General features: G+C 69.8%; 20 protein-coding genes and 1 tRNA gene. 10 read left to right on the top strand and 11 right to left on the bottom strand.

What is annotated here, in order from left to right; all coding sequences use genetic code 11:
• The 6 genes from FRW57_RS04490 to FRW57_RS04465 form a co-directional block, all read right to left on the bottom strand.
• Positions 1-853, bottom strand: an 853-nt coding sequence (locus tag FRW57_RS04490) for a universal stress protein (protein ID WP_152185428.1), incomplete at its 3' end; no start/stop codon positions are given.
• A 140-nt stretch (positions 854-993) separates the two neighbouring features.
• Positions 994-1,593: a hypothetical protein gene (locus tag FRW57_RS04485; protein ID WP_137121757.1), complete on the bottom strand. Its 600-nt coding sequence runs from the start codon at positions 1,591-1,593 to the stop codon at positions 994-996.
• Between the two features lie 59 nt (positions 1,594-1,652).
• Positions 1,653-2,699: a zinc-dependent alcohol dehydrogenase family protein gene (locus tag FRW57_RS04480; protein ID WP_338016657.1), complete on the bottom strand. Its 1,047-nt coding sequence runs from the start codon at positions 2,697-2,699 to the stop codon at positions 1,653-1,655.
• Positions 2,696-3,163: a pyridoxamine 5'-phosphate oxidase family protein gene (locus FRW57_RS04475; RefSeq protein WP_137121756.1), complete on the bottom strand. Its 468-nt coding sequence runs from the start codon at positions 3,161-3,163 to the stop codon at positions 2,696-2,698. The genes FRW57_RS04480 and FRW57_RS04475 overlap by 4 nt, the downstream gene beginning before the upstream one ends.
• Positions 3,164-3,221: 58 nt before the next feature.
• Complete coding sequence (locus FRW57_RS04470) at positions 3,222-3,869, bottom strand: response regulator (RefSeq protein ID WP_137121755.1); 648 nt, start codon at positions 3,867-3,869, stop codon at positions 3,222-3,224.
• Positions 3,870-4,011: 142 nt separating this feature from the next.
• Complete coding sequence (locus FRW57_RS04465) at positions 4,012-5,691, bottom strand: GAF domain-containing sensor histidine kinase (RefSeq protein WP_152185427.1); 1,680 nt, start codon at positions 5,689-5,691, stop codon at positions 4,012-4,014.
• Between the two features lie 211 nt (positions 5,692-5,902).
• Here FRW57_RS04465 and FRW57_RS04460 point away from each other — a divergent pair, with 211 nt between their 5' ends.
• On the top strand, positions 5,903-6,526 hold the full coding sequence (locus tag FRW57_RS04460; protein ID WP_137121753.1) for a DoxX family membrane protein: 624 nt from the start codon (positions 5,903-5,905) through the stop codon (positions 6,524-6,526).
• A 61-nt stretch (positions 6,527-6,587) separates the two neighbouring features.
• Here the strand turns inward: FRW57_RS04460 and FRW57_RS04455 are convergent.
• Both FRW57_RS04455 and FRW57_RS04450 read right to left on the bottom strand, forming a co-directional pair.
• Positions 6,588-6,660: transfer RNA gene (locus tag FRW57_RS04455), tRNA-Lys, on the bottom strand.
• Between the two features lie 124 nt (positions 6,661-6,784).
• Positions 6,785-7,033, bottom strand: a complete 249-nt coding sequence (locus FRW57_RS04450) for an SCO4226 family nickel-binding protein (RefSeq protein ID WP_137121752.1) — start codon at positions 7,031-7,033, stop codon at positions 6,785-6,787.
• 259 nt (positions 7,034-7,292) lie between these two features.
• On the opposite strand from FRW57_RS04450, the gene FRW57_RS04445 reads away from it, so the two are divergent.
• Positions 7,293-8,003, top strand: a complete 711-nt coding sequence (locus FRW57_RS04445) for a hypothetical protein (protein WP_152185426.1) — start codon at positions 7,293-7,295, stop codon at positions 8,001-8,003.
• 1 nt (position 8,004) lies between these two features.
• Here the strand turns inward: FRW57_RS04445 and FRW57_RS04440 are convergent, their stop codons facing one another.
• Positions 8,005-9,378: an APC family permease gene (locus FRW57_RS04440; protein ID WP_137121750.1), complete on the bottom strand. Its 1,374-nt coding sequence runs from the start codon at positions 9,376-9,378 to the stop codon at positions 8,005-8,007.
• 96 nt (positions 9,379-9,474) lie between these two features.
• On the opposite strand from FRW57_RS04440, the gene FRW57_RS04435 reads away from it, so the two are divergent.
• Together FRW57_RS04435 and FRW57_RS04430 are read left to right on the top strand one after the other, a co-directional pair.
• The gene (locus FRW57_RS04435) at positions 9,475-10,596 is read left to right on the top strand and encodes an LLM class flavin-dependent oxidoreductase (protein ID WP_152185425.1); all 1,122 of its coding nucleotides are present in this window, start codon (positions 9,475-9,477) and stop codon (positions 10,594-10,596) included.
• Positions 10,593-11,207 carry an FMN reductase gene (locus FRW57_RS04430; protein ID WP_137121748.1) on the top strand — a complete coding sequence of 205 codons (615 nt, stop codon included), beginning with the start codon at positions 10,593-10,595 and terminating at the stop codon, positions 11,205-11,207. Before FRW57_RS04435 ends, FRW57_RS04430 begins: the two co-directional genes overlap by 4 nt.
• A gap of 6 nt (positions 11,208-11,213) precedes the next feature.
• Here the strand turns inward: FRW57_RS04430 and FRW57_RS04425 are convergent, their stop codons facing one another.
• Together FRW57_RS04425 and FRW57_RS04420 are read right to left on the bottom strand one after the other, a co-directional pair.
• Positions 11,214-12,824 carry an amidohydrolase gene (locus FRW57_RS04425; RefSeq protein ID WP_152185424.1) on the bottom strand — a complete coding sequence of 537 codons (1,611 nt, stop codon included), beginning with the start codon at positions 12,822-12,824 and terminating at the stop codon, positions 11,214-11,216.
• Between the two features lie 98 nt (positions 12,825-12,922).
• Positions 12,923-14,419 carry an amino acid permease gene (locus FRW57_RS04420; protein ID WP_137121746.1) on the bottom strand — a complete coding sequence of 499 codons (1,497 nt, stop codon included), beginning with the start codon at positions 14,417-14,419 and terminating at the stop codon, positions 12,923-12,925.
• A 263-nt stretch (positions 14,420-14,682) separates the two neighbouring features.
• On the opposite strand from FRW57_RS04420, the gene FRW57_RS04415 reads away from it, so the two are divergent.
• From FRW57_RS04415 to FRW57_RS04390, 6 genes are all read left to right on the top strand, one after another.
• Positions 14,683-15,294, top strand: a complete 612-nt coding sequence (locus FRW57_RS04415) for a 1-acyl-sn-glycerol-3-phosphate acyltransferase (protein WP_238384695.1) — start codon at positions 14,683-14,685, stop codon at positions 15,292-15,294.
• Positions 15,295-15,405: 111 nt separating this feature from the next.
• Positions 15,406-17,037, top strand: coding sequence for an LLM class flavin-dependent oxidoreductase (locus FRW57_RS04410; RefSeq protein ID WP_137121744.1), 1,632 nt, complete (start codon positions 15,406-15,408; stop codon positions 17,035-17,037).
• Between the two features lie 89 nt (positions 17,038-17,126).
• The gene (locus tag FRW57_RS04405) at positions 17,127-19,643 is read left to right on the top strand and encodes a DEAD/DEAH box helicase (RefSeq protein WP_137121743.1); all 2,517 of its coding nucleotides are present in this window, start codon (positions 17,127-17,129) and stop codon (positions 19,641-19,643) included.
• Positions 19,644-19,688: 45 nt separating this feature from the next.
• The gene (locus FRW57_RS04400) at positions 19,689-20,336 is read left to right on the top strand and encodes a GntR family transcriptional regulator (protein WP_137121742.1); all 648 of its coding nucleotides are present in this window, start codon (positions 19,689-19,691) and stop codon (positions 20,334-20,336) included.
• Positions 20,333-21,685 carry an MFS transporter gene (locus tag FRW57_RS04395; protein ID WP_238384694.1) on the top strand — a complete coding sequence of 451 codons (1,353 nt, stop codon included), beginning with the start codon at positions 20,333-20,335 and terminating at the stop codon, positions 21,683-21,685. Before FRW57_RS04400 ends, FRW57_RS04395 begins: the two co-directional genes overlap by 4 nt.
• 105 nt (positions 21,686-21,790) lie before the next feature.
• Positions 21,791-23,056, top strand: a 1,266-nt coding sequence (locus FRW57_RS04390; RefSeq protein WP_238999298.1) for an alpha-amylase family glycosyl hydrolase, incomplete at its 3' end; no start/stop codon positions are given.

The following is a 23,056-nucleotide window of genomic DNA, read 5'->3' as shown; positions in this document are numbered from 1 at the left end:
CGGCGCGGCTGACCGAGCCGAGCAGGAGCCGGTCGAACCCGCCCAGCCCCCGGGTCCCGACGACCACGAGGTCGGCCGTCCGCGACGCTGCGGTCAGCGCAGGACCGGCCGCGCCCTCGACGACCTGGACGTCGACGGCGAGGTGTGGGTGGCGTTCGTGGACGGAGTCCACGGCGTTGTCGGCGTTCTCCTCCGCCTCCGACCGCGCGCTCTCGCCCCAGCTCGGGTCCGGCATCCCCCAACTTGCTTCCTGCAGACCCGGACTCATCGGGCGCTGCCACGCAGACAAGACCACCAACGAAAGTCCGTGGCGCACCGCGTGATCGCTGGCGTGGTCCACCGCGACGGCCGAGGCGGGGCTGCCGTCCACACCCACGACCACCGGGCCCTGCTTCGAGCGGTCCTCGGAAGGCTCCGGCACCACGACCGCGGTGCAGAGGGCGTGCGCCGTGACGGCGAAAGACACCGAGCCCAGAAGGGCCGAGGCTGCTCCACCGCGGCCCCGCGTGCCGACGACCACCATCCGTGCGTCCGCCGAGGCCTCGACCAAGGCGTTGGAGACGCTGCCCACGATGGGCTCCACCAGGATGTCTGACGCTGGCAGGGACTTCGCGGCCAGCCGCTGCCCCTCCTCGCCGATGGACCGAGCCCCGTCCTCGAGGTCCTGGATCACCGGGCCGGCGTAGGGGCCGGCCGCGAACGCGGAATACGAGGCACCGGTGATGATCCGCAACCGGGCCCCGAGCAGCTCGGCCTCGCCTGCGGCCCAGGTGACGGCGGCTGCAGCAGCGGGCGACCCGTCATACCCGACGACAAGGTCGCTGTGGCGTTCGGTGGTCTCGCGCCTGGACATGTGGGGCTCCTTCCGGGTTGCTTTGATCTATCACCAGCCTGTCGGCAGCCGGCTCGAGGGCACAGGGCCTGAGGTCCTGCTTCTGCCAGGTGTGCCCCGACGGCCGGGACGAGCAGTCCCCAGAGCCATGGACGTCCTTCTCAGCCTGCGAGAGCCCCGTGACGCCGGGGAGTGTCTGCATCGGCCGCCCGCAGGCCGTCGGAGACGAGACGTTGTCCCGTCGCGATCGTCTCCTCCAGGGTCGTCGCAGCCGTGTCGGGTCGGCCGGACTCGAGCGACCACTTGGCGGAGGCCATGCCCTGGATCAGGGAGTCATTGACCTGGACGGCCTGCCGGTGACGCAGTTGGGCGATGGCCAGGCACTGACGCTCCTCGTCGGCGCGCTTGAGCCGATCGGCGGCATCGCCCACCAGCACGCCCAGGAAGAGGAGCGGGCCGATGCGGGACAACCACCCCATCAACGACAGGTTCACACCGTCGATCCAGGCCCACAGCCCGATGAGGCATGCGGCGACGAGACCTGCGACCAGACCGACCCGGGTGCCGAAGGTCAGCGCCAGGAGGCTGATCGGGAAGACGAGCAGGATCAGCAGAGCATCGCTCGCGTCACCGAAGAAGAGGCGGACCACGAACACTGCCATGAACATCGCCGCGCTGGCGCCCACCGTGAGCGGTGGGCGCTCGCGAAACCATGGGCCGGGGCTCTGCTGCTCCGCTTCAGAGGTGTGCTGGGTGCTCATTTCTGTAGTCTGGCCGGTCGCGGCCGGGAGTGGAGGGGCCCAAGGTCCCGTCATGGGGTTCAACCGCGACCGCTGGTCACGTCGAGCACTGCTACGCCGGTCACCCGCCCCTCCCACAGGTCGTCGAGGGCTTCGTTCGCCCGGTCGAAGGGGTATGACGTGACCTGCGGCCTGATCCGCAGTGCGGCGGCCAGCCGCAGCAGCTCGGCACCGTCGGCTCTGGTGTTCGCGGTGACGGACGTGACCGTCTTCTCCAGGAACAGGTGTCGTCCGTAGTCCAGCGGGGGCACGTCGCTCATGTGGATGCCGGCCAGCGAGAGCGTCCCGCCACGGTCGAGTGCCTCGAGGGCCACCGGCACCAGTTCTCCGGCGGGTGCGAACACGATGGCGGAGTCCAGTGGGACCGGTGGGTGGTCGTCGGCAGCGCCGGCCGAGAGCGCGCCGAGCTCCAGCGCGAGCGCGCGAGCCGAGTCGCCACGGGTGAGAACGTGCACCTGTGCCCCCTGGGCGATGGCCAGCTGGGCCGTCAGGTGCGCACTCGCTCCGAACCCGTAGAGCCCGAGCCGGCCCCCGGGCGGCAGCCCTGCCCGCCGCAGAGCGCGGTAACCGATGATGCCGGCGCAGAGCAGGGGCGCCAGGTCGGCACTGGCCAGCTCGTCCGGTAGGGCGTAGGCAAAGGCCGCGGGAGCCACCGTGTAGTCGGCGTAACCCCCGTCCTCGTCCCACCCGGTGAATCGTGCCGCGGGGCAGAGGTTCTCGGCACCGGAACGACACCAGCGGCACTGCCCGCAGGTGCTCCGGAGCCAAGCGATCCCGACCCGGTCGCCCACGGCGAAACCGATGGTTGCCGGGCCGAGGCCGACGACCGTGCCGACGACCTCGTGGCCGGGGACGACGGGCCACCGGTGGCGCGGCAGGTCGTGGTCGGTGACGTGCAGGTCGGTGCGGCAGACCCCGCAGACCTCGACCCGCACCAGGAGCTCACCGGCGGCGGGGGACGGGACCGGGCGGGTGCCGGCGCGCAGGCGAGGGCCTCCTGGGCCCTCGCCGGTGGTCTCCCACACCCGCATCATGGTCGGGAGCTGTCGCCCCGCCTCGGCGCTCATGAGCGTGTGCGACCACTGGTCCCCGGCTCACCGGAGCTGCCGGTCACGGTGCCACCTGGCACGGCGAAGCGCATCCCGGAGATGCTGTCCGGCTCGATGCGGACGTAGCGCGGCTTCGGTGCGTCGTGCCACGGGAAGACGGGAAGACTCAGTGCGTCGAGGACGTCACCCATCTCGAGGATCTCGTGGGCGCGGCCCTTGACGACGACGCTCCACGCGGAGCCGGAGGCGACGTCATACCCGTCCACCTCGAAGGCGACCAGTCGGCCGATCGCGGAGGCGAGCTTGGTGCCCTCCGCCGTGCGGAAGACGATGGTGCCGTGGTCGACGACGTGGTTGACGGGGAAGATGTCCGGGTGGTCCTCGACGACGACCGCCAGGCGGCCCACCACGCTGTCTCGCGCCAGAGCCAGGGCCTGGGAGGTCGACAGCCGGGTGGCCGAGCCGATCTCTGAGGTACTCATGCCTCCACCATCGCCCCTCCCAGCCAGACGCGGCAGGGCAAAAGGTCCTACATGTGGGTCAGCGCAGGCCCTTGCCGGAATGCCTCTGCACGGCGAAGACGGCCGCCTGGGTGCGACGCTCGAGCCCCAGCTTGGACAGCACCGACGTGACGTAGTTCTTCACCGTCTTCTCGGCCAGGAACATGGCGTCACCGATCTGGCGGTTGGTGAGGCCCTGGGCGACGTGCTCCAGGATGCGTTGCTCCTGAGGAGTGAGCTGGCTGAGCAGCTCGTCCGGACCCTCCTTCGGCGACCACTTCTTGCGCAGCTGTTCGGCCCGGTCCTCGTCCAGCAGGTTCTCACCGGCCGCGACCCGTCGGATCGCGTCGATCAGGCCGTTGCCCTTGATGTCCTTGAGCAGGTAGCCCGAGGCGCCGGCGAGGACCGCCGTCGCCAAGGCCTGCTCGTCGTCGTATGACGTGAGGATGAGCCCCTTGATGCCCGGGTCCACCGACCGCACGTCCCGGCACGAGTCGATGCCCGAGCCGTCGGGCAGACGGGCGTCGAAGATGGCGACGTCGGGCCGCAGCGCCGGGATCCGGCGCGTGGCCTCCGCCGCCGAGGCGGACTCGCCCACGACGATGATGTCCGGAGTCGTCTCGAGCAGCTCACGCAGACCCCGGCGGACGACCTCGTGGTCGTCGAGCAGAAACACGCTGATGGTCACCTACAGCTCCTTCACTGGTCCACGACATCATCGTGCCTCGGATGCCGTCGTGTCAGGGCCTAAGGTCCTCCCGTACCTGTGGCCGCGCTCCTCGGCGGCCGGCAGGTCGCTCCGCTCATTGTCGCCGCTCATCGTCGCCGCTCTAGTGATCGCGCTCCGCGGGCACCGTCCACGCCAGCACGGTCCCGGCGGGCGCGGCGGGATTGATCTCGAAAGTCCCCGCACGAGAGGCCGCCCGGCTGCCGAGGTTGACCAGGCCGCTGCGTGCGCTGGCGGGGTCCATGCCCACTCCGTCGTCGGTCACGACGATGCGGACGTGGTTGTCGCACCGCAGGTGCACACGCACGGAAGTCGCACGGGCGTGCTTCACGATGTTGGCCAGGGCCTCGCGGACCACGGCGACGAGGTCAGCCGCCAGGGAGTCGGTCAGGCCTGCCAGCCGTCCCTCGATGAGCAGGGTGGGCTCGAAGCCGAGGAGCTCCGAGGCGTCACCGATCAACCCGGCGATCTCGTCGCGGATCGTGCCGGCCGGCATGCGGTGCAGCTCGTAGATCGTGTGCCGGATGTCCTTGATGGCTCCGTCGAGGTCGTCGACCGCGTCGTCGAGTCGCTCGCGCACGGTCGGGTGGACGGCCAGGCGAGCGGCAGACTGGAGCGAGAGCCCGGTCGCGAAGAGCCGCTGGATGACATGGTCGTGCATGTCGCGGGCGATCCGGTCCCGATCCTCCAGGAGGGCCAACAACGTCTGGTCACGCTGGGACCGGGCGGCGAGCAGGGCGAGTCCGGCGTGCTGCCCGAACTCGAGCAACGGCTTGACGACCTCGGCGTCGGACGGGTCGTGTCCGGGGTCCCAGACCACGACCAGGAAACCCAGGTGGTCCCGGCCGGGCCCGAGGGGCATGATCGCGAACCTGCCGACCGTTCGTCCGGCGAGGATCTCGACATCCTTCGACACGGCGGGGTCTCCATCCGTGTCATTCGTCCCCCGGACGAACGGGGAGGTGATCGCGTCCCAGGTCGCGGGATCGATCCTGTTGCCCACGCCGAGAGACGCCGACCAGCCGGCCGCGGAAGCCCTGGCAGGTGAGACGTCCGGCGTCTGCCGGGCGCGCACGACGAGGGCGCCGTCCTCGTCATACAACAGCACGAAGGCGAGGGGCGCGTAGGCGCGTTCGCCTGCGAGCGTGACCATCTTGTCGAGCGCTGGCTGCTCCTGCGGGCCGGAGAGCAGGGTCTGGGTCAGCTCGGCCACCGCGTCGGACCAGGCGCGAAGTCGCTTGCTCGAGGCGTAGAGGCGTGCATTCTCGATCGCGACTCCCGCCGCCGCGGCCAAGGCGGACAGCAGCGTCTCGTCCTCCTCGGAGAACTCCCTCGCGCCCTGCTTCTCGGTGAGGTACAGGTTGCCGAAGACCTCGTCGCGCACGCGCACCGGCGCCCCGAGGAAGCTGTGCATCGGCGGATGGTGGGGCGGGAAGCCGTAGGACTGCGGGTGCTCGGAGATCTCACGCAAGCGCTGCACCCGCGGCTCACGGATCAGCAAGCCGACGATGCCGTGCCCCTGCGGCAATTCACCGATGGCGCGGCGCTCTTCGTCGGTGACGCCGTGGGTGACGAACTCGGCGAGGTACTCGCCATCGGGGCGAAGGACGCCGAGCGCCCCGTAGCGGGCGCCGACGAGGGAGCATGCGGACTCGACGATGCGCGTGAGCACCTCCGGCAGCTCGAGGTCAGAGCTCACGGCGAGGACGGCATCCAGCAAGGCGGCCATGCTCTCGCGCGAGTGGTGCTCCCACCCGCTCGGGCCCTCGTCTTCGCCGGTCATGGAGCGATCGTAGGACGAACGTGGTCAGAGGGACGATGGCGCGGACGGTTCAAGCCCGGTGCGCTGCCGTGAAGGGCCCTCGACGCTCGGCCGGGACGTTGGTCCCGACTTGGGATGAGGGGCCTTTGGTCCCTGCTTGCGGTGCTCCCCAGCGGCCAACATCTGAAGTGCCCGAAGTTCGGGCGGCACTACCAGAAACGGAGATCGGGCCATGAGCACCCACGTCAACCGCATCAACTCCGCCGCGGCCCCCCAGCCCGCGGCCCCCCACATCGCAGCTCCCGCCGTGAGGGCGCAGGCCGAGCCGGTTGCCGCCAGGAGCGCACTGCGCCACGTGGCCGCCGCCCTGCGCCTCAGCCTTGGCTGGGTGTTCCTGTGGGCCTTCATCGACAAGCTGTTCGCCCTCGGCTTCAGCACCGGACGCAACCCGGAGACCGGGGTCGTCGACCGGTTCGGTCCCGACGCCTGGATCAACGGAGGTTCGCCCACCATGGGGTTCCTCAAGTTCGGCACCGACGGACCGCTGGCCGGGTTCTACCAGGGCTTCGCAGGGGCAGCATGGGCCGACTGGCTGTTCATGATCGGCCTCGCCGGCATCGGCCTCGCGCTGATGCTGGGCATCGGAATGCGTCTCGCCGCCGCCGCCGGCACCCTTCTGCTGGTCCTGATGTGGAGCGCCGTCCTCCCGCCGGCCAACAACCCCTTCATCGACGACCACCTGATCTACGCCCTCGCGCTGATCGCCCTGGCTCTCATGGGAGCCGGACGCACCTGGGGCTTCGGCAAGGTGTGGGAGCGCATCCCGTTCGTCCAGCGTCACCCCGTGCTGAAGTAACAGAGCACACCCCCCGGGCCGGAGGAAGCCATGCTTCCCCCGGCCCTCGTCCTGCCCGGGGTGGGCCCCGTCGGGCTCGAACCGACGACCAGCGGATTAAAAGTCCGATGCTCTACCAACTGAGCTAGAGGCCCGGGGACGGGAACCAGCTGGGAGCCCGAGGCATCCCTCGGGAGAGCCGGTCCACGGTCCCGCCGGTGAGCAGCCTACGGCAGGTCGATGGGCTGCTCGCCAACCCCTGTGCCTCCGATGGGACGCTCAGGCGGTCACCGTGATCTCGTGGACCTCGTCGGCACGGTGACCTGCCCGCTCGTGGATCCGCTGCACCGCCTCGGCACTGGGTGCCTCCGACAGGCAGAAGACGTGGCCGGTCGCCGGATCGGCCCACGCGTGCTTGAAATCGACGCCTTCGTCGTCCTGGATGTCCAGGTCGGCCTGGTGGGCGGCGTGGAGCTGCTCGGCGGTCACTCCAGCCATCGTCGTGTGCACATCCATGAACTGCGGCATCTCGCACTCACCTCTCCTGGCAGTCGAGCGTTCACGGTCCGTCGGCCCGCGCCCTCAACGGTAGACCTTGCAGCCGGGCCCGGGGACGCCTTCTCCCAAACAGGTGGACCGCCTGGCCCGGCCCGGTCCGCTGGTCGCGAGTGGCGCCGGCCGGCCTGGATCACGATCTGGTCAAGACGGCATACAGCAGCCTGTTCCTTCCGTACTCTTCGCCTCAGTCACACTTCTTCGCCGTGGGGGTTTCACCGCAATGCGCCGCATGCTGCCTGTCGCCGTACTGTCTCTTTCCGTGCTCGTGGCACTGTCCGCCACGGGCTGCGCCCAGGTGTCCGACGCGCTCAGCGGACCGGCACCCACGCCGGTCAAGGTGAAGGTGTCCGGTGGAGACCGGCTCTCCCTGAAGCAGGCGCGCGCAAGCGTGCTGACCGAGCGTGACCTGCCCGCACGCTGGACGGCCGTGAAGGCATCGCCCGATCGGTCCGACGCCGAGGCCAAGCCAGAGGTTGGACGCACAGCCTGTGAACGCGCGTTCCTCAAGGTCAGCGCCGACCAGAGCGCCGCACCGACAGCGGAGGCCAAGGGCGAGTTCCGCTCCGGCACAGGTCTTTTCACGATCGCGCTGCGGACCGAGGTCTCCTCCTTCACGCGCGGGAACCAGGCCGCCGACGTGCGGCGGGTTGAGAAGGTGCTGCAGAAGTGCCCGAACATCACCATGAAGGACGGCGGCCAGACGATGAAGGTCACGGTGTCGCCACTGACCTTCCCGACGCTGGGGGAAGAGACGCTCGCGACCCGGATGACGGTGAGGTCTCGCGGGCAGAAGGTGACGCTCGACCTCGTGGCCGTCGGGATCGGGCACAACGTGGTGACCTTCTGGGCCGCCGGCCTGAAGCCGCTCGCCACCCCCGCACTGGAGCAGATCGCTCGGGCCGGGGTCGCCAGGATGGCCGCGACGTCCGAGCCGAGCTGACTCAGGCGGCGCCGACCCGCTCGGCGCTCGCTCCGCGACGGTGCTGTATGACGGTCACAGCCACCCCGACCGCGAGCCAGACCGCACCCACCACCTGGGCCCGACCGCTTGCCTCGACCAGGACGACGACCAGGATCGCGGCGCCGACCAGGGGTGCGACGAGGTGCTTGCCGAGGTGGCGCTGGTCCCCGAGCCGGCGCACCCAGAAGTAGCCGACGACGGAGCCGTGCAGCAGGATGAAGGCGCAGAGGGCTCCGACGCTCACGACGGAGACCAGGGTGTCGAGCCCGTCCGGGCGCCGCGCGGCCCAGACGGCGATCAGCACGTTGAGGACCGCCGCCACCAGCACGCCGACGGCCGGGACGCCGGTCCGCTCGTCGACCTTGGACATGGCCCGGGGCAGCCGACGCTCGCGGCTCATGTCCATCAGGATGCGGGAAGCAGCCGCCTGGCCGACCATGGCCGAGAAGGCTGCGCCGGCCGCCTTGGAGAGGGCGAGCAGGGTCGAGAGCCAGCCGGCGAGCTGGACGTCGACGAGGTGGTAATAGGCCTCGCCCTGGCTCGCCGGGTCGGCAGCGAGCTCGTCAGGAGTGACGGGGGACAGGACGGACCCGACATACGTCTGGGCGGCGAAGAGCAGGCCCGCGATGACGAGGCACGTCAAGGTGGCCCGGCCCACGAGTCGGCTGCTCCCGGTGGTCTCCTCGGCGAACGTCGCGATGGCGTCGAAGCCGAGGTAGGACAACACGGCCACCGACACGGCGCCGAGCACGGCCGCGATGGAGAAGCCGCCCACTCCGGTGAAGGGTGACAGCCAGTCGCGGGTCGGGCCGTCGTGGGCCAGCAGCCAGACCCCACCGACCAGCACCATGCCGAGCACGACGACCTCGGCGAGCACGGTCAGCGCGGCGACCCGGGCGGCCACACGGACACCGGCGAGGTTGAACCCGGTGGTGAAGACCACGGCCATCGCGGTCCAGCCCCACGTGGGGATGGCAGGGAGGAAGGAGTGCAGGGCGATGCCGGTGAACAGGTAGGCGACGCTGGGGATGAGCAGGTAGTCCAGCATCACCATCCAGCCGGTGAGAAAGCCGGTCCGCGGCCCGATGCCGGCGCTCGCGTAGGCGAAGACCGAACCGGCGCGAGGCACCTCCCGAGACATCTGGGCGTAGGAGTAGGCCGTGAAGGACATCGCCAGTGTCGCGACGAGGTAGACCACCGGCACGGCGCCGTGGCTCTCGGCGTCCAGCGGTCCGAAGATGCTGACCGCCGCGGCCGGGCCGATGAAGACCAACCCGTAGACGATGAGGTCGGCGAAGCTGATCCGGCGCCGAAGCCCGGTGCCTGCAGACTGCTGTGGCGGCGCCACGTCCATGCGGCTCCCTTCCGAGGGAATGTTCTGATGGTAGGAGAGGTTCAGGTGACAGGTAGTTGAAACATCAACCATATAACCTACGATGAGGAGCGTTTCATGCAGTTCGGCATCTTCACCATCGGCGACGTGACGGCCGACCCCACGACGGGCCGGACTCCAACGGAGGCCGAGCGCATCAAGGGTGCCATCGCGATGGCCAAGAAGGCGGAGGAGGTCGGGCTCGACGTCTTCGCCACCGGAGAGCACCACAACCCGCCGTTCGTCGCGCCGGCGAACCCGCCCGTGCTCCTGGCCAACATCGCCGCGCAGACGCAGCGGCTCGTCCTGTCGACCTCGACGACGCTCATCACGACCAACGACCCGGTGCGGATCGCCGAGGACTACGCCTACCTGCAGCACCTCGCCGACGGCCGCGTCGACCTGATGATGGGCCGGGGCAACACCGGACCGGTCTATCCCTGGTTCGGCAAGGACATCCGAGACGGCATCCCGCTCGCCATCGAGAACTATGCGCTGCTGCGGCGGCTGTGGACCGAGGAGAACGTGACCTGGGAGGGCAAGTACCGCAGCCCGCTGCAGTCCTTCACCTCGACGCCCCGCCCGCTGGACGGCATACCCCCGTTCGTCTGGCACGGTTCGATCCGCAGCCCGGAGATCGCCGAGCAGGCCGCCTACTACGGTGACGGCTTCTTCCACAACAACATCTTCTGGCCGATGTCGCACACCAAGCAGATGGTGCAGCTCTACCGCCGCCGGTTCGAGCACTACGGCCACGGCTCGGCCGACCAGGCCATCGTGGGACTCGGCGGGCAGGTCTTCATGCGCCCGAACAGCCAGGACGCCGTGCGTGAGTTCCGGCCCTACTTCGACAACGCACCGGTCTACGGACACGGCCCTTCGCTCGAGGAGTTCATGCGGCAGACCCCGCTCACCGTGGGCAGCCCGCAGCAGGTCATCGACCGCTACATGACCATGCGCGACCACGTCGGTGACTACCAGCGCCAGCTGTTCCTGATCGACCACGCCGGCCTGCCGCTCGAGCTGGCGCTGGAGCAGATCGAGATCCTCGGGACCGAGGTCGTCCCGGTGCTGCGCAAGGAGCAGGACGCGCTGCGGCCGGCGCACGTGCCGGAAGCCCCGACCCATGAGTCGCTGCTGGCCGCACAGCGAGAGGATGTCCTCGACACCGACGACGCATTCGAAGGAGCGACTCTGTGACCGAACGCACGCTGACCGTGGTGTCCGCCGGGTTGCGCCAGCCGTCGTCGACGCGGCTGCTGGCCGACCGATTGGCGGCCGCGACGGTCCAGGCCCTGCAGGAGCAGCAGGTCGAGGTCGCCGAGCAGGTGGTCGAGGTGCGCGACCACGCGCACGCCGTGACGGACCACCTGCTGACCGGGTTTCCGTCCGGCGACCTGCAGGCGGCGCTCGACGACGTCGTGCGAGCCGACGGGTTGATCGTCGTGTCACCGATCTTCTCCGCTTCGTACAGCGGGCTGTTCAAGTCGTTCTTCGACGTCCTGGACCCCGACTCGCTCACCGGCAAGCCGGTGCTTCTCGGTGCGACGGGAGGCACCGCCCGACACTCGCTCGCGCTCGAGCACGCGCTGCGGCCGATGTTCAGCTACCTGCGCGCGGTGGTCGTTCCCACCGCGGTGTATGCCGCGTCCGAGGACTGGGGGGTCGGAGAGGGCTCCGGCTCGGGGCTGGTGAGCCGGATCGACCGTGCCGCTGGCGAACTCGCTGAGCTGATGGTGCAACGGCCTGCCCTGGCACCGGCTGACCCGTTTGCCGACCCCACCCCGTTCGCGCAGCTGCTGGGCGACTGATCTGGTTCACCCCGCCTGCCAACGGATCTCGCCGCCGACGACGGTGGCCAGCGCGCGAGTGTCATGGATGCGCCCGGGTTCGTGCGCCATCATCTGCTCGTCCAGGATGTCGGTGTCCAACGCGACGAAGTCCGCCAGTTTCCCGGCCACCAGGCTCCCCTTGCGGCGCTCGTCACCGTCGGCGTAGGCGGACCCTGCGGTGTGTCCCCGCAGCGCCTCGACCATCGTCAGCCGCTCCTGCGGCTGCCAACCGCCTGCCGGTGTGCCGTCGGGACGCCTACGGGTGACTGCGGCATACAGGGCAAACATCGGACTCGGCTCGGCCACCGGCGAATCCGGGCCGAAGGGCGCATCCGATCCCAGCGCCAGGGCAGCGCCGGTGTTCAGCAGGGAACGCCACCCGTAGGACACGACATCATGCTGGGGGAGCAGCGTCTCGACCAGGTCGATGTCACTGGTGCAGTGGGCCGGTTGCATCGACGCGACGACCCCGAGCTCCGCAAACCGGCGCACGTCGGCAGGTCGCAGGTGCTGAGCATGCTCGATCCGCAGCCGCAGCGCAGACGCGGTCTCGGAGCGGACCTTCGCGTAGGCATCCAGCACCGTGGCATTGGCCTGGTCACCGATCGCATGGGTGGCGACCGCGATCCGGGCGCGCAACGCCTTCCGGGTCAGGGCGGCCACCTGGTCGGTGTCGAGTCTCGCGATCCCGCGGTTGCCTTCAGCACCGTGGAAGTCGTGGCACATGTGGCTGGTGCGCTGCCCGAGCGCGCCGTCGCTGAAGAGCTTGACCGGCCCGACCCGCACCCAGTCGTCGCCGTCGCCGGTCGCGCGCCCCTGCGCGATCGCCGCGTCGAGTGCGGCTGCCGGGACCGACTTGGTCACGCGCAGCGCAAGGTGGCCAGAATCCCGCATCGCCAGGTAGGCCGCACGCGCGTCCTCACCGTCGAAGTCGGTGATGCTCGTGAGCCCGACCGACAACAACACCTCCTGGCAGCGCCGCAACAACGGCTCGAGCGCGCCGCCGGCCCCGCCCTCCTGGATCGTCTGGATCGCCACTGCTGCCCGCTCCCTCAGGATGCCGGTCGGCTCGCCGGCCGCATCGCGTTCGATCCTCCCGCCGACCGGGTCCGGGGTGTGACGGGTGATCCCTGCGAGGCGCAAGGCGAACGAGTTGACCCACATGGTGTGGCCGTCCAAGCTGGACAGCGCGGTGGGCCGGTCCGGGGTCGCCGCGTCGAGAGCCTGCCGGTCCAGCGTGCCCGCACCGTCCCAGGCGTTGCTGTTCCAGCCGCTGCCGAACAACCACTCGCTGCCGGAGCCTTCTCCGGCCCGCCGGCGGACCATCTCGAGGGCCTCGTGCAGCGACGAGGCGGCGCGCAGGTCGAGGCCCGCGAGACCCCGCGCCAGGGACGCGGAGTGGATGTGCGCGTCGTGCAGGCCCGGGATGACCAGCGTCCCGGGCAGGTCGACCACCTGCGAGGGCCCGACGTGATCCCGCAGCACCTCCTGCCGGCCCACCGCCACGAGCTGGGCGTCGTCGACGAGCAAGCCGGTCGTCCAGCGGGTCTCGGCGTCGCCCGTCCAGATCCGCGGGTGACGAAACAGCACGGTCACGGGCGCACTCTAGCTCCGGTCGATCGGGCTGCGTTGGTATGTCGTGTGCTTTGTGCGTCTTCGTCGTCGCCCATGTCTCCGGGGACGCGTCGAGGTGGTCAGTCGTCCAGTCGCTCCGGGACGCGCCGGTCGCTGACGTCGGCCGGTCCGGCGCGCCCCACGCGGCTGTGCCGGGCGCCATACGTGAAGTAGATGGCGAAACCGATTGCGAGCCAGATGAGGAACCGCGCCCAGGTCGCCAGGGAGAGGTTCAGCATCAACCAGATGCAGGCGAGAATCGACAGGATCGGCACCCATGGCACGGCCGGCACCCGGAAGGCTCGATGGAGGTCCGGCCGGGTCCGGCGCAGGATGATCACTCCGGCCGAGACCAGCACGAACGCAAAGAGGGTGCCGATGCTCACGAGCTTGGACAACTCTGCCAGCGGCACGATGCCGGCCAACACGGCGACGAAGCACCCGGTGAGCAGTGTGATGACGTGCGGGGTGCCGAAGCGGGGATGCACCGTCGCGAGCTTCTGGGGCAGCAAGCCGTCCCGGCACATCGCGAACAACACCCGGCTCTGGCCGAGCAGCAGCACGAGGATGACCGTGGTGAGGCCGCAGACCGCGCCGAGTGAGATCACCTTGCTGGCCCAGGTGACGCCGTTGGCCTGGAACGCCTCGGACAGCGGGGCGCTGGTGCTCATCCGTGGATCGCTGTATCTCAGCATGCCGGTCACCACGAACGAGACGGCCATGTAGAGCAGCGTGCAGATGGCGAGCGAGCCGATGATCCCCCGCGGGACGTCGCGCTTAGGGTTACGGGTCTCCTCCGCGGCGGTGGCCACGATGTCGAATCCGATGTAGGCGAAGAACACGACTGACGCTGCCGCGATGACCCCGAACGCGCCGAAGTGCGAGGGCGTCATACCGAAGACCGCCTGGATCAGCGGCTGGTCAGAGGCTGCAGCGTCGCTCGCGCTGGGCTTGCTCGGTGGCAGGAAGGGTGAGTAGTTGGCCGCCTTGATGAAGAACAGGCCGGCTGCGACCACGAAGAGGCACACGGCCACCTTGATGACCACGAGGACGCCGGTGAACCGTCCGGACAGCTTGGTGCCGAGGATCGCCACCGCGGTGAGGCCGAGCACGATCAGGATCGCCGCGATGTCGGGCCGCGCGTCGTCACCGGCCAGCCACGACGGCAGGCCGAACAGGTCGTGGAAGTAGGCCGACCAGCCACGAGCCACCACCGCCGCGCCGAGCGCGAGCTCGAGCACGAGGTCCCAGCCGATGATCCAGGCGACCAGCTCACCGAGGGTCGCGTAGGAGAACGTGTAGGCGCTGCCCGCCACCGGCACGGTCGAGGCGAACTCGGCATAGCAGAGCGCGGCCAGCCCACAGGTCACTCCGGCCAGCACGAAGGAGATGACGATCGCCGGCCCGGCATTGAGGTTGGCCTCCTGCCCGGTCAGCACGAAGATCCCGGTGCCGATGATGACGCCCACGCCGAAGAAGGTGAGATCCCAGGCGCTGAGCTCCTTCTTGAGCTGGTGCTCGGGCTCCTCGGTGTCGTGCATCGACTGCTCGACCGACTTGATCCGGAACACGTTCATGACGTTGCCTCCCACGCTGCGGCGTGTCTACGAGCGCTGTGGGGGGAATCATGCTCGCTTCGAGCCATTTCGGGTAGACCTCGGCGGTCGGCATCTCAGTCGCTGGTCCGGACGCACCGAGGAATGAGCAGCCGGCCGATCTGTGGGATCATCTGCTGCGCACCATGGGACCGTCGGTCCTGCCGGGCCTTCGCCGAGGCGTCAGATACCGGAGGAGACGGTCGAAGTGCCGGTGCACTGGTCGAGGACCGAAGGAGCAGTCGGTGAGAATTCGTCGCGCGTTGGCGCGTCTGGTGATGCGTGCCGCGCGATGGACCCCCGTCGGCGAGGTGCCCGAGCACTCGGCCATCGTCGTGGGCGGCCCGCACACCTCCAACTGGGACTGGGTGGCCACGCTGCTCATGATGTGGGGCAACGGCGCCGAGTTCCGGGTGCTGGTCAAGAAGGAGCTCTTCAAGGGCCCGGTCGGCTCGATCCTGCGCGCGACCGGAGGGATCCCGCTGGACCGGCGCAACCCAGGGGGGATCGTCCGGCGGCTGGTCAAGGAGGCGAAGCGGGAGGACGAGCGGTTCCTGCTGGTGCTCGCCGCCGAGGGCACGCGGGAGAAGGCGGAGTACTGGAAGTCCGGCTTCTACCGCATCGCCCAGCAGAGTGGCCTGCCCATCGCGATGGGGTTCGTCGACGGACGAACCCGCAGCTTCGGTTTCGGGCCGACGATCCGGCCGACGGGCGACGTGCGGGCCGACATGGACCTCGTCCGGGCGTTCTACGCCGACAAGTACGGCTTTCGCCCCGAGAACCGCACAGAGCCCCGGTTGCGTGAGGAGCTGCCCCGCGCCAACGAACCGGGGGACCGGCCGCCCGAGGCCGGCTGAGCGCTGCCGCTCGGCGCGCGACCACCGCGACCACACGGGCACCGCTGGGGCCATTGCTCGGTCGGCCTGCGGTTAGGGTCGTGGAGGCACCACACGGACGGAGGCGCGCCGATGACCGACTACGGGCACCAGCTGGAGTTCGGCATCTTTCCCAGCCCCGATGCCCAGCGGGCGCAGCAGACGATCGAGTTGGCGCAGCTGGCCGACGTGAGCGGCCTCGACCTGGTGAGCGTTCAGGACCACCCCTACCAGGCCAAGCACCTCGACACCTGGACGCTGCTCTCGGTCATCGCCGCGCAGACCAGCGCCGTCCGGGTCGCGCCCAACGTCGCCAACCTGCCGCTGCGGCCACCGGTCGTCCTCGCCCACTCGGTCGCCACGCTCGACCGGTTGAGCTCCGGCCGCGCCGAGCTCGGCCTCGGCACCGGTGCGTTCTGGGACGCGATCGTCGCTGCCGGGGGACGACGGCTGACGCCCAAGGAGTCGGTGGACGCGCTGGTCGAGGCGATTGGCGTCATCCGCGGGGTGTGGGGCGGCGGCACGGTGTCCGTCACCGGCGAGCACTACCACGTCAAGGGGTTGCACGCCGGCCCGCCGCCCGTGCACGACGTGGGCATCTGGCTTGGCGCCTACAAGCCGAGGATGCTGCGGGTCACCGGGCGGCTGGCCGACGGGTGGATCCCGAGCATGGGGTATGCCGATCCGTCGGCTCTCGCTGCGATGAATGCGGTCATCGACGACGCGGCCCTCGCGGCAGGGCGCGGGCCGGAGGCGATCCGGCGCATGTACAACATCTTCGGCCGGTTCGGGTCGGGCGGCGGCCTGTTGCAGGGAAGCCCCCGGGACTGGTCCGAGCAGCTGGCGGCGCTCGCCCTCGACGAAGGCATCAGCACCTTCATCCTCGGGACCGACGACCCCACCGACGTCCGCCGCTTCGCCGATGAGGTGGCGCCCGCGGTGCGTGACCTCGTCGAGCGTGAGCGGGCGCTCCTTGCCGGTGCCGCTGCCGGGAAGGGAACGAGCGAACCGGCCCCCGGAGACGGACGGGGTGGGGCGGACCACGGTGCCGGCCCGACGTCGGTGCTCGAGACCGGTCGACGACGAGCTGCGGAGGCGCGCGGGGAGGTGCCGCTCTCGGTCACACCGACACCGGACGACGGCACGCGGCTGAGCGTCGAGCTGCCGTGGGACGAGTCGAGCCGGCCGGTGGCGGCCAAGCCCGACGACGCGGCATACACGCGTGAGCAGCAGGCCCATCCGCAGCACCTCGTGGACATCCACGATGCGTTGCGCGACGAGCTGGCCCAGGTGCGTGGCGTGGTGGAGCAGGTGCGCCAGGGCCACCTGACCGTCGGCGCCGCGCGATCGGTGGTCAACACGATGACCATGCGGCAGAACGACTGGACCCTCGGCGCCTACTGCCAGTCCTACTGCCGCATCGTCACCGGGCACCACACCCTGGAGGACCGCAGCGTCTTCCGCCACCTGCGTCGTGCCGATCCCGCGATCACCGACGTCATCGACCGTCTCGAGGAGGAGCACCACGTCATCGCCGACGTGCTCGAGCAGGTCGACCGGGCGCTCGTCGGACTGGTGGAGGCGCCCGGCTACGGCTCGGACGGCGCTGCACGGCTGGAGGAGCTCCAGCGCAGCATCGATCTGCTCACCGACACGCTGCTGTCGCACCTGGCCTACGAGGAGCGCGAGCTGCTCCACCCGCTGGCGCGGTACGGACTCAACTGACGCGGGTTGAAGCAGCGGCTGAGCGGACCCGGCTGAGCCGATCCCGACGATTTCGGCACGCGCCGCGGGTGCGGGAGGATGGGGAGCCCATGACCCTCTCCGACCAGCTGCCCAGCGAGCCCGATCCCGACGCGCTCTATGACACCTTCGCCTCGTGGGCCGCATCGCGTGGGCTCGAGCTGTACCCGGCACAGCAGGAAGCCCTGATCGAGCTCGTGTCGGGCTCCAACGTCATCCTGTCGACGCCCACCGGGTCGGGCAAGAGCCTGGTGGCGACGGGAGCCCACTTCGCTGCGCTTGCGGAGGACCGGGTGTCGTTCTACACGGCACCGATCAAGGCCCTGGTGTCGGAGAAGTTCTTCGCGCTCTGCGAGATCTTCGGCGCACAGGATGTCGGCATGCTCACCGGCGACGCCTCGGTCAACGCCGACGCTCCGATCATCTGCTGCACCGCCGAGGTGCTCGCCAACATCGCGCTGCGGGAGGGGGCGGCGGCCGACGTGGGACTGGTGATCATGGACGAGTTCCACTTCTACTCCGAGCCCGAACGAGGCTGGGCGTGGCAGGTGCCCATGCTCGAGCTGCCGCAGGCCCAGTTCCTGCTGATGTCAGCGACACTCGGCAATGTCGACCGCTTCCAGGAGGATCTCACCCAGCGCACTGGGCGGCCGACCGCCCTGGTCACATCCGCCGAACGCCCGGTGCCACTCAGCTTCGAATACGTGCTCACGCCCTTGCACGAGACCCTGGAGGAGCTGCTCTCGACGCATCAGGCGCCGATCTACGTGGTGCACTTCACCCAGGTGGCCGCGCTGGAGCGGGCCCAGGCGCTGATGAGCATCAACGTGTGCTCCCGGGCGGAGAAGGACGCCATCGCCGAGCTGATCGGCGGCTTCTCCTTCCGCCCCGGTTTCGGCAGGACGCTGTCCCGGCTGGTGCGTCACGGCATCGGTGTCCACCACGCGGGGATGCTGCCGAAGTATCGGCGGCTCGTCGAGCAGCTCGCCCAGGCCGGCCTGCTCAAGGTCATCTGCGGCACGGACACCCTCGGCGTCGGCATCAACGTCCCGATCCGCACCGTGGTGCTGACCGGATTGACCAAGTTCGACGGCAGCCGGCAACGGGTGCTCAAGGCCCGCGAGTTCCACCAGATCGCCGGTCGAGCCGGACGCGCTGGCTACGACACGTCGGGGACGGTCGTGGTGCAGGCGCCGGAGCACGTCATCGAGAACACCAAGGCTCTCGCCAAGGCGGGCGAGGACCCCAGGAAGCGCCGGAAGGTCCAGCGCAAGAAGCCGCCGGAGGGATTCGTCAGCTGGAGCCAGGACACCTTCGACAAGCTGGTGAGCGCGGAGCCGGAGGTCCTGGTGTCGCGCATGCAGGTGAGCCACTCGATGCTGCTCAACGTGATCAGCCGGGCCGGTGACCCCTTCGCCGCCATGCGCAAGCTGCTGCGCGACAACCACGAGGAACCGCGCTCCCAGACGAGACTCGCCCGTCGCGCCATCAACATGTATCGGGCGCTGCTCACCGCTGGTGTCGTGGAGCGCCTCGCCGAGCCCGACGAGAGCGGGCGCACCCTGCGGCTGACGGTGGACCTGCAGGCGAACTTCGCGCTCAACCAGCCGCTGTCGACCTTCGCCCTCGCGGCCTTCGACGTGCTCGACCCGGAGTCCGACACGTTCGCGCTGGACGTGCTCTCGGTGCTCGAGTCGACGCTCGACGATCCCCGGCCGGTGCTGCGGCAGCAGCAGTTCAAGGCACGCGGCGAGGCCGTCGCGCAGATGAAGGCCGAGGGCATCGAGTATGACGAGCGGATGGAGCTGCTCGAGGACGTCACCTGGCCGATGCCCTTGCAGGAGCTGCTCGAGGGCACCTTCGCGATGTACCGCCAGAGCCACCCGTGGCTGGCCGAGGACGACCTGTCGCCGAAGTCGGTCGTGCGGGACATGTTCGAGCGGGCCATGACCTTCGGTGAGTTCGTCGCCTACTACGGCCTCGCGCGCTCGGAGGGGCTGGTGCTGCGCTACCTCAGCGACGCCTACAAGGCTCTGCGCCACACGGTGCCGGACAGCCTCAAGAGCGAGGAGCTCGTGGACCTCATCGAGTGGCTGGGGGAAGTGGTGCGACAGACCGACTCGAGCCTGCTGGACGAGTGGGAGCAGCTGACCGACCCGGAACGGCAGGGCGAGGCCGTCACCCCGCACGCCGTGCCGGCGACGCCCAAGCCGATCACCGCCAACACCAGGGCGTTCCGGGTGCTGGTGCGCAACGCGATGTTCCGCCGGGTGGAACTTGCCGCACTGCGCAGGTGGATCGACCTGGGGGAGCTCGACGCCGAGTCGGGGATGGACGCGGACGAGTGGCAGGCGGGGCTGGAGGACTACTACGCCGAGCACGAGGACATCGGCACGGGGCCGGAGGCTCGTGGCCCGCAGATGCTCCAGATCAGCGAGTCACCGGGCGTCTGGCACGTGCGTCAGGTGGTCGACGACCCCGAGGGCGACCACGACTGGGGCATCACCGCTGAGGTGGATCTCGGGGCGAGCGACGAGGCGGGAGAGGCGATCGTGCACGTCACCGGTTTCGACCGCCTGGGTGGCTGACCCGGATTCGCGGTCCCTGGCTGTTGCGTCTATGATAGATACAACATGTCCACAACAACTCGTTCTCCGTCCGCGGCCGAACGTGTCTACGAGCACGTCAAGGCCGGAATCCTCGACGGCACCCTGACCCAGGGCTTGCTGTTGACCGAGGGCGACATCGCCGAGGACGTCGGCGTCTCCCGCACTCCCGTCCGCGAAGCCCTCCTCCGTCTCGAGGTCGAGGGGCTGATGGCGCTCTACCCGAAGAAGGGGGCCCTGGTCATCCCCGTGACGGCCGACGAGGCAAAGGACGTCGTGGAGGCCCGGTCCGTCATCGAGATCTGGGCGGCCGGAAAGGTCTGGCCGAGCCGACACGAGCTCGCGGACGCGCTGGCGACGCACCTGGAGGAGATGAAGGAGGCCCGCGAGAACGAGGACGTGTCCGCCTTCACCCTCGCGGACCGGACCTTCCACGAGGAGATCGTCGCGGCCGCGGGCAACGCCATCCTCACCAAGCAGTACCGCAGCCTCCGCGAGCGGCAGCTGTGCATCACGGCGACGGTCATGCGCATCTCCGGACCGCGGATGCGCCGGGCCGTCCAGGACCACGCCGGGCTCGTCGAGACGCTGCGGCACGGCACCAGGGCGCAGTTCGTCGCCCAGACCCGCGAGCACCTCGAGGTCGCACGCAGGCAGGCCGGGATGGCCCTGTGACCACCATCGACCAAGTCGGCTCGGACCGGCTGCTCGTCGACCCCGCCCTGCGCCACCCCCTCGGGGGCCGCCGGGCCTGGCTGGTCTACGGCGGAGCCCTGTCGATCTACATCCTGGCCATCTTCCACCGCAGCTCGCTCGGCGTGGCCGGCCTCATCGCCGCCGACCGGTTCCACATCTCCTCGGCGCAGCTGGCGACCTTCACGATGGTCCAGCTCGCGGTCTATGCGGCGATGCAGATCCCCGTCGGAGCGCTGCTCGACCGTTTCGGTTCCAAGCGGATGCTGCTGATCGGCGTCTCGCTGATGACGATCGCGCAGTTCGGGTTCGCCTTCGCCACCACGTTCGGTGAGGGGGTCGCCGCGCGCATCTTCGTGGGCATGGGTGACGCCATGGTCTTCATCAGCCTGATGCGCATCGTGGCGCTCTGGTTCCCGCCCGCACGCTCGCCGATGGTCACCCAGCTGACCGGTCTGATGGGGCAGATCGGTGCGCTCGTCGCCGCGGCGCCCCTCAGTGCCGCCCTGCACGGCCTCGGCTGGACCTGGTCCTTCGTGCTGGCGGCCAGCGTGGGCGTCGTGCTCGTGGTCGTGCTCCTGCTGGTCGTGCAGGACTCGCCCTACCAGGACAGTGTGCGAGAGCAGATCAAGATCCGCGAGGTCGGGCTGGCGGTCAAGCAGTCCTGGCGGTCTCCGGGCACCCGGCTCGGGTTGTGGTCGCACTTCTCGTCGCAGTTCGGCAGCAACATCTTCATCCTGCTGTGGGGGTTCCCGTTCCTGGTGTCCGGCCAGGGCCTCACGCCCGCCGCGGCCAGCAACCTGCTCATGCTCATGGTGGTGACCACCGTCGTGAGTAGCCCGATCATCGGCTCGGCCGTCACCCGGTGGCCCTTCTCCCGCTCGACGCTGATCCTGGGCATCGTCACGGCGATCATGGGTGTGTGGGCGGTCGTGCTGCTCTGGCCGGGGCGTGCCCCGTTGTGGCTGCTGGTGCTGCTCGTCGTGGTGACGGCCCTCGGTGGTCCCGGCTCGATGATCGGCTTCGACCTGGCACGGACGTTCAACCCGCCCAGCCGCATCGGCAGCGCGACGGGCATCGTCAACGTGGGCGGGTTCGTCGCCTCGCTGGGCGCGGTGATCCTCATCGGCCTCGTCCTCGACCACGTGGCCCCGGGCGGCCCGAGCACCTACACGGTGGACTCGTTCCGGGCCGCGATGTCGGTCCAGTACCTCGTCTGGGGGCTGGGCGTGGCGCAGATCCTGCGCTACCGGCGCAAGGCGCGCCACAGCCTGTGGCTGAACGACCCGGGGACCTACGCCGAGCTGCGTGCCGGGACGACGCTGGACTGAGCGTCTGCGAGCATGTCGGGGGCGGGGCTCGACCAGCGCTCACAGCATGAACCCTGCGTGACCACCGTCGCGCAATGGGAGGGCACCACAGGGAGGAGGAGCGTCGTGAACAACCGAACCGTTCCGGTCGTCACCGGCACCTACCGGCTGCAGCTGCACGCCGGCTTCGGGTTCGAGGACGCCCTGGCGCAGGTGCCCTACCTGTCCCGCCTCGGGGTCTCCCACCTCTACCTGTCCCCGATCCTGACCGCCGTGCAGGGGTCCATGCACGGGTATGACGTGCTGGACCACTCGCGCGTGTCCGAGGCCCTCGGCGGCGAACGGAGCTTCCGCGAGCTGTGCGAGGCGGCACACGCCCGCGGGCTCGGGGTGGTCGTCGACGTGGTGCCCAACCACATGGCCGTGCCGGCACCGGAGTGGGCCAATGCGCCGCTCTGGCAGGTGCTCCGGGAAGGCCGGACCGCGGCGACGGCCGGTTGGTTCGACATCGACTGGGACGCAGGTGAGGGCCGGCTCGGTCTGCCGATGCTCGGCGACACGCTGGAGCGCACTCTCGCGGCGGGGGAGCTCACCCGTGACCAGCACGACGGTGAGCCGGTCATCCGCTACCACGAGCACGCGTTTCCGGTGTCGCCCAGCACCGACTCCGGTGACCTGGCCACGGTGCTCGCCCGGCAGCACTACCGCCTCGCGAGCTGGCGTGAGCGGGATCAGGTGATGAACTACCGGCGGTTCTTCGAGGTGGACCAGCTCATCGGGGTCCGGGTCGAGGACCCCGCCGTCTTCGAGGCCACCCACCGGCTCCTGCTGGACCTGCACCACGAAGGGCTCATCGACGGCTTCCGGATCGACCACCCGGACGGACTGGCCGATCCGGAGGGCTACCTGGCGCGGCTCGCCGACGCGTGCGTCGACGGCACACCGGTGTGGGTGGAGAAGGTTCTCGAGGGCGAGGAGGAGCTGCCCGCCCCCTGGCAGACGGCAGGGACGACGGGTTATGACGCGCTGCAGGCCATCTCCAGCGCGCTGGTGGACCCGGGCACCACGGCGGTGCTCAGCGGCACCTGGGCCGAGGTGGGCGGTGCGCCAGACCTGGACGGGGTGATCGAGGAGTGCAAGCGCCACGCGGCTGCGGATCTGCTGCAGCCCGAGGTGAACCGGCTGCACCGCCGCGCGGTGGAGTCGATCCCGCACCTGGCGCCGGACCGGTTGCGCGAGGCGCTCGTGGAGCTGCTCGTGGCCACGGACGTCTACCGTGCCTACGTGCGCCCGGGCCACCCCACGAGCGTGCTGGCGCGGGCGCACGCCGAGGAGGCCCTGTCGCGGGCACGCGTCCGGCGCCCCGACCTGGGTGACGCCCTGGACGCGGTG

Origin of the sequence: Segeticoccus rhizosphaerae (assembly GCF_009192725.1) — a bacterium.
Taxonomy (GTDB): domain Bacteria; phylum Actinomycetota; class Actinomycetes; order Actinomycetales; family Dermatophilaceae; genus Segeticoccus; species Segeticoccus rhizosphaerae.
This window is presented reverse-complemented; position numbering and strand designations above follow the sequence as displayed.

What these genes read in the sequence shown, in the direction of transcription:
- FRW57_RS04445 (WP_152185426.1), top strand. Translation starts at nt 7,293, where the DNA reads ATGCTGCCTGTCGCCGTACTGTCTCTTTCCGTGCTCGTGGCACTGTCC.
- FRW57_RS04410 (WP_137121744.1), top strand. Translation starts at nt 15,406, where the DNA reads ATGACCGACTACGGGCACCAGCTGGAGTTCGGCATCTTTCCCAGCCCC.
- FRW57_RS04400 (WP_137121742.1), top strand. Translation starts at nt 19,689, where the DNA reads ATGTCCACAACAACTCGTTCTCCGTCCGCGGCCGAACGTGTCTACGAG.
- FRW57_RS04420 (WP_137121746.1), bottom strand. Translation starts at nt 14,419, where the DNA reads ATGAACGTGTTCCGGATCAAGTCGGTCGAGCAGTCGATGCACGACACC.
- FRW57_RS04435 (WP_152185425.1), top strand. Translation starts at nt 9,475, where the DNA reads ATGCAGTTCGGCATCTTCACCATCGGCGACGTGACGGCCGACCCCACG.
- FRW57_RS04475 (WP_137121756.1), bottom strand. Translation starts at nt 3,163, where the DNA reads ATGAGTACCTCAGAGATCGGCTCGGCCACCCGGCTGTCGACCTCCCAG.
- FRW57_RS04460 (WP_137121753.1), top strand. Translation starts at nt 5,903, where the DNA reads ATGAGCACCCACGTCAACCGCATCAACTCCGCCGCGGCCCCCCAGCCC.
- FRW57_RS04485 (WP_137121757.1), bottom strand. Translation starts at nt 1,593, where the DNA reads ATGAGCACCCAGCACACCTCTGAAGCGGAGCAGCAGAGCCCCGGCCCA.
- FRW57_RS04440 (WP_137121750.1), bottom strand. Translation starts at nt 9,378, where the DNA reads ATGGACGTGGCGCCGCCACAGCAGTCTGCAGGCACCGGGCTTCGGCGC.
- FRW57_RS04450 (WP_137121752.1), bottom strand. Translation starts at nt 7,033, where the DNA reads ATGCCGCAGTTCATGGATGTGCACACGACGATGGCTGGAGTGACCGCC.
- FRW57_RS04405 (WP_137121743.1), top strand. Translation starts at nt 17,127, where the DNA reads ATGACCCTCTCCGACCAGCTGCCCAGCGAGCCCGATCCCGACGCGCTC.
- FRW57_RS04480 (WP_338016657.1), bottom strand. Translation starts at nt 2,699, where the DNA reads ATGAGCGCCGAGGCGGGGCGACAGCTCCCGACCATGATGCGGGTGTGG.
- FRW57_RS04465 (WP_152185427.1), bottom strand. Translation starts at nt 5,691, where the DNA reads ATGACCGGCGAAGACGAGGGCCCGAGCGGGTGGGAGCACCACTCGCGC.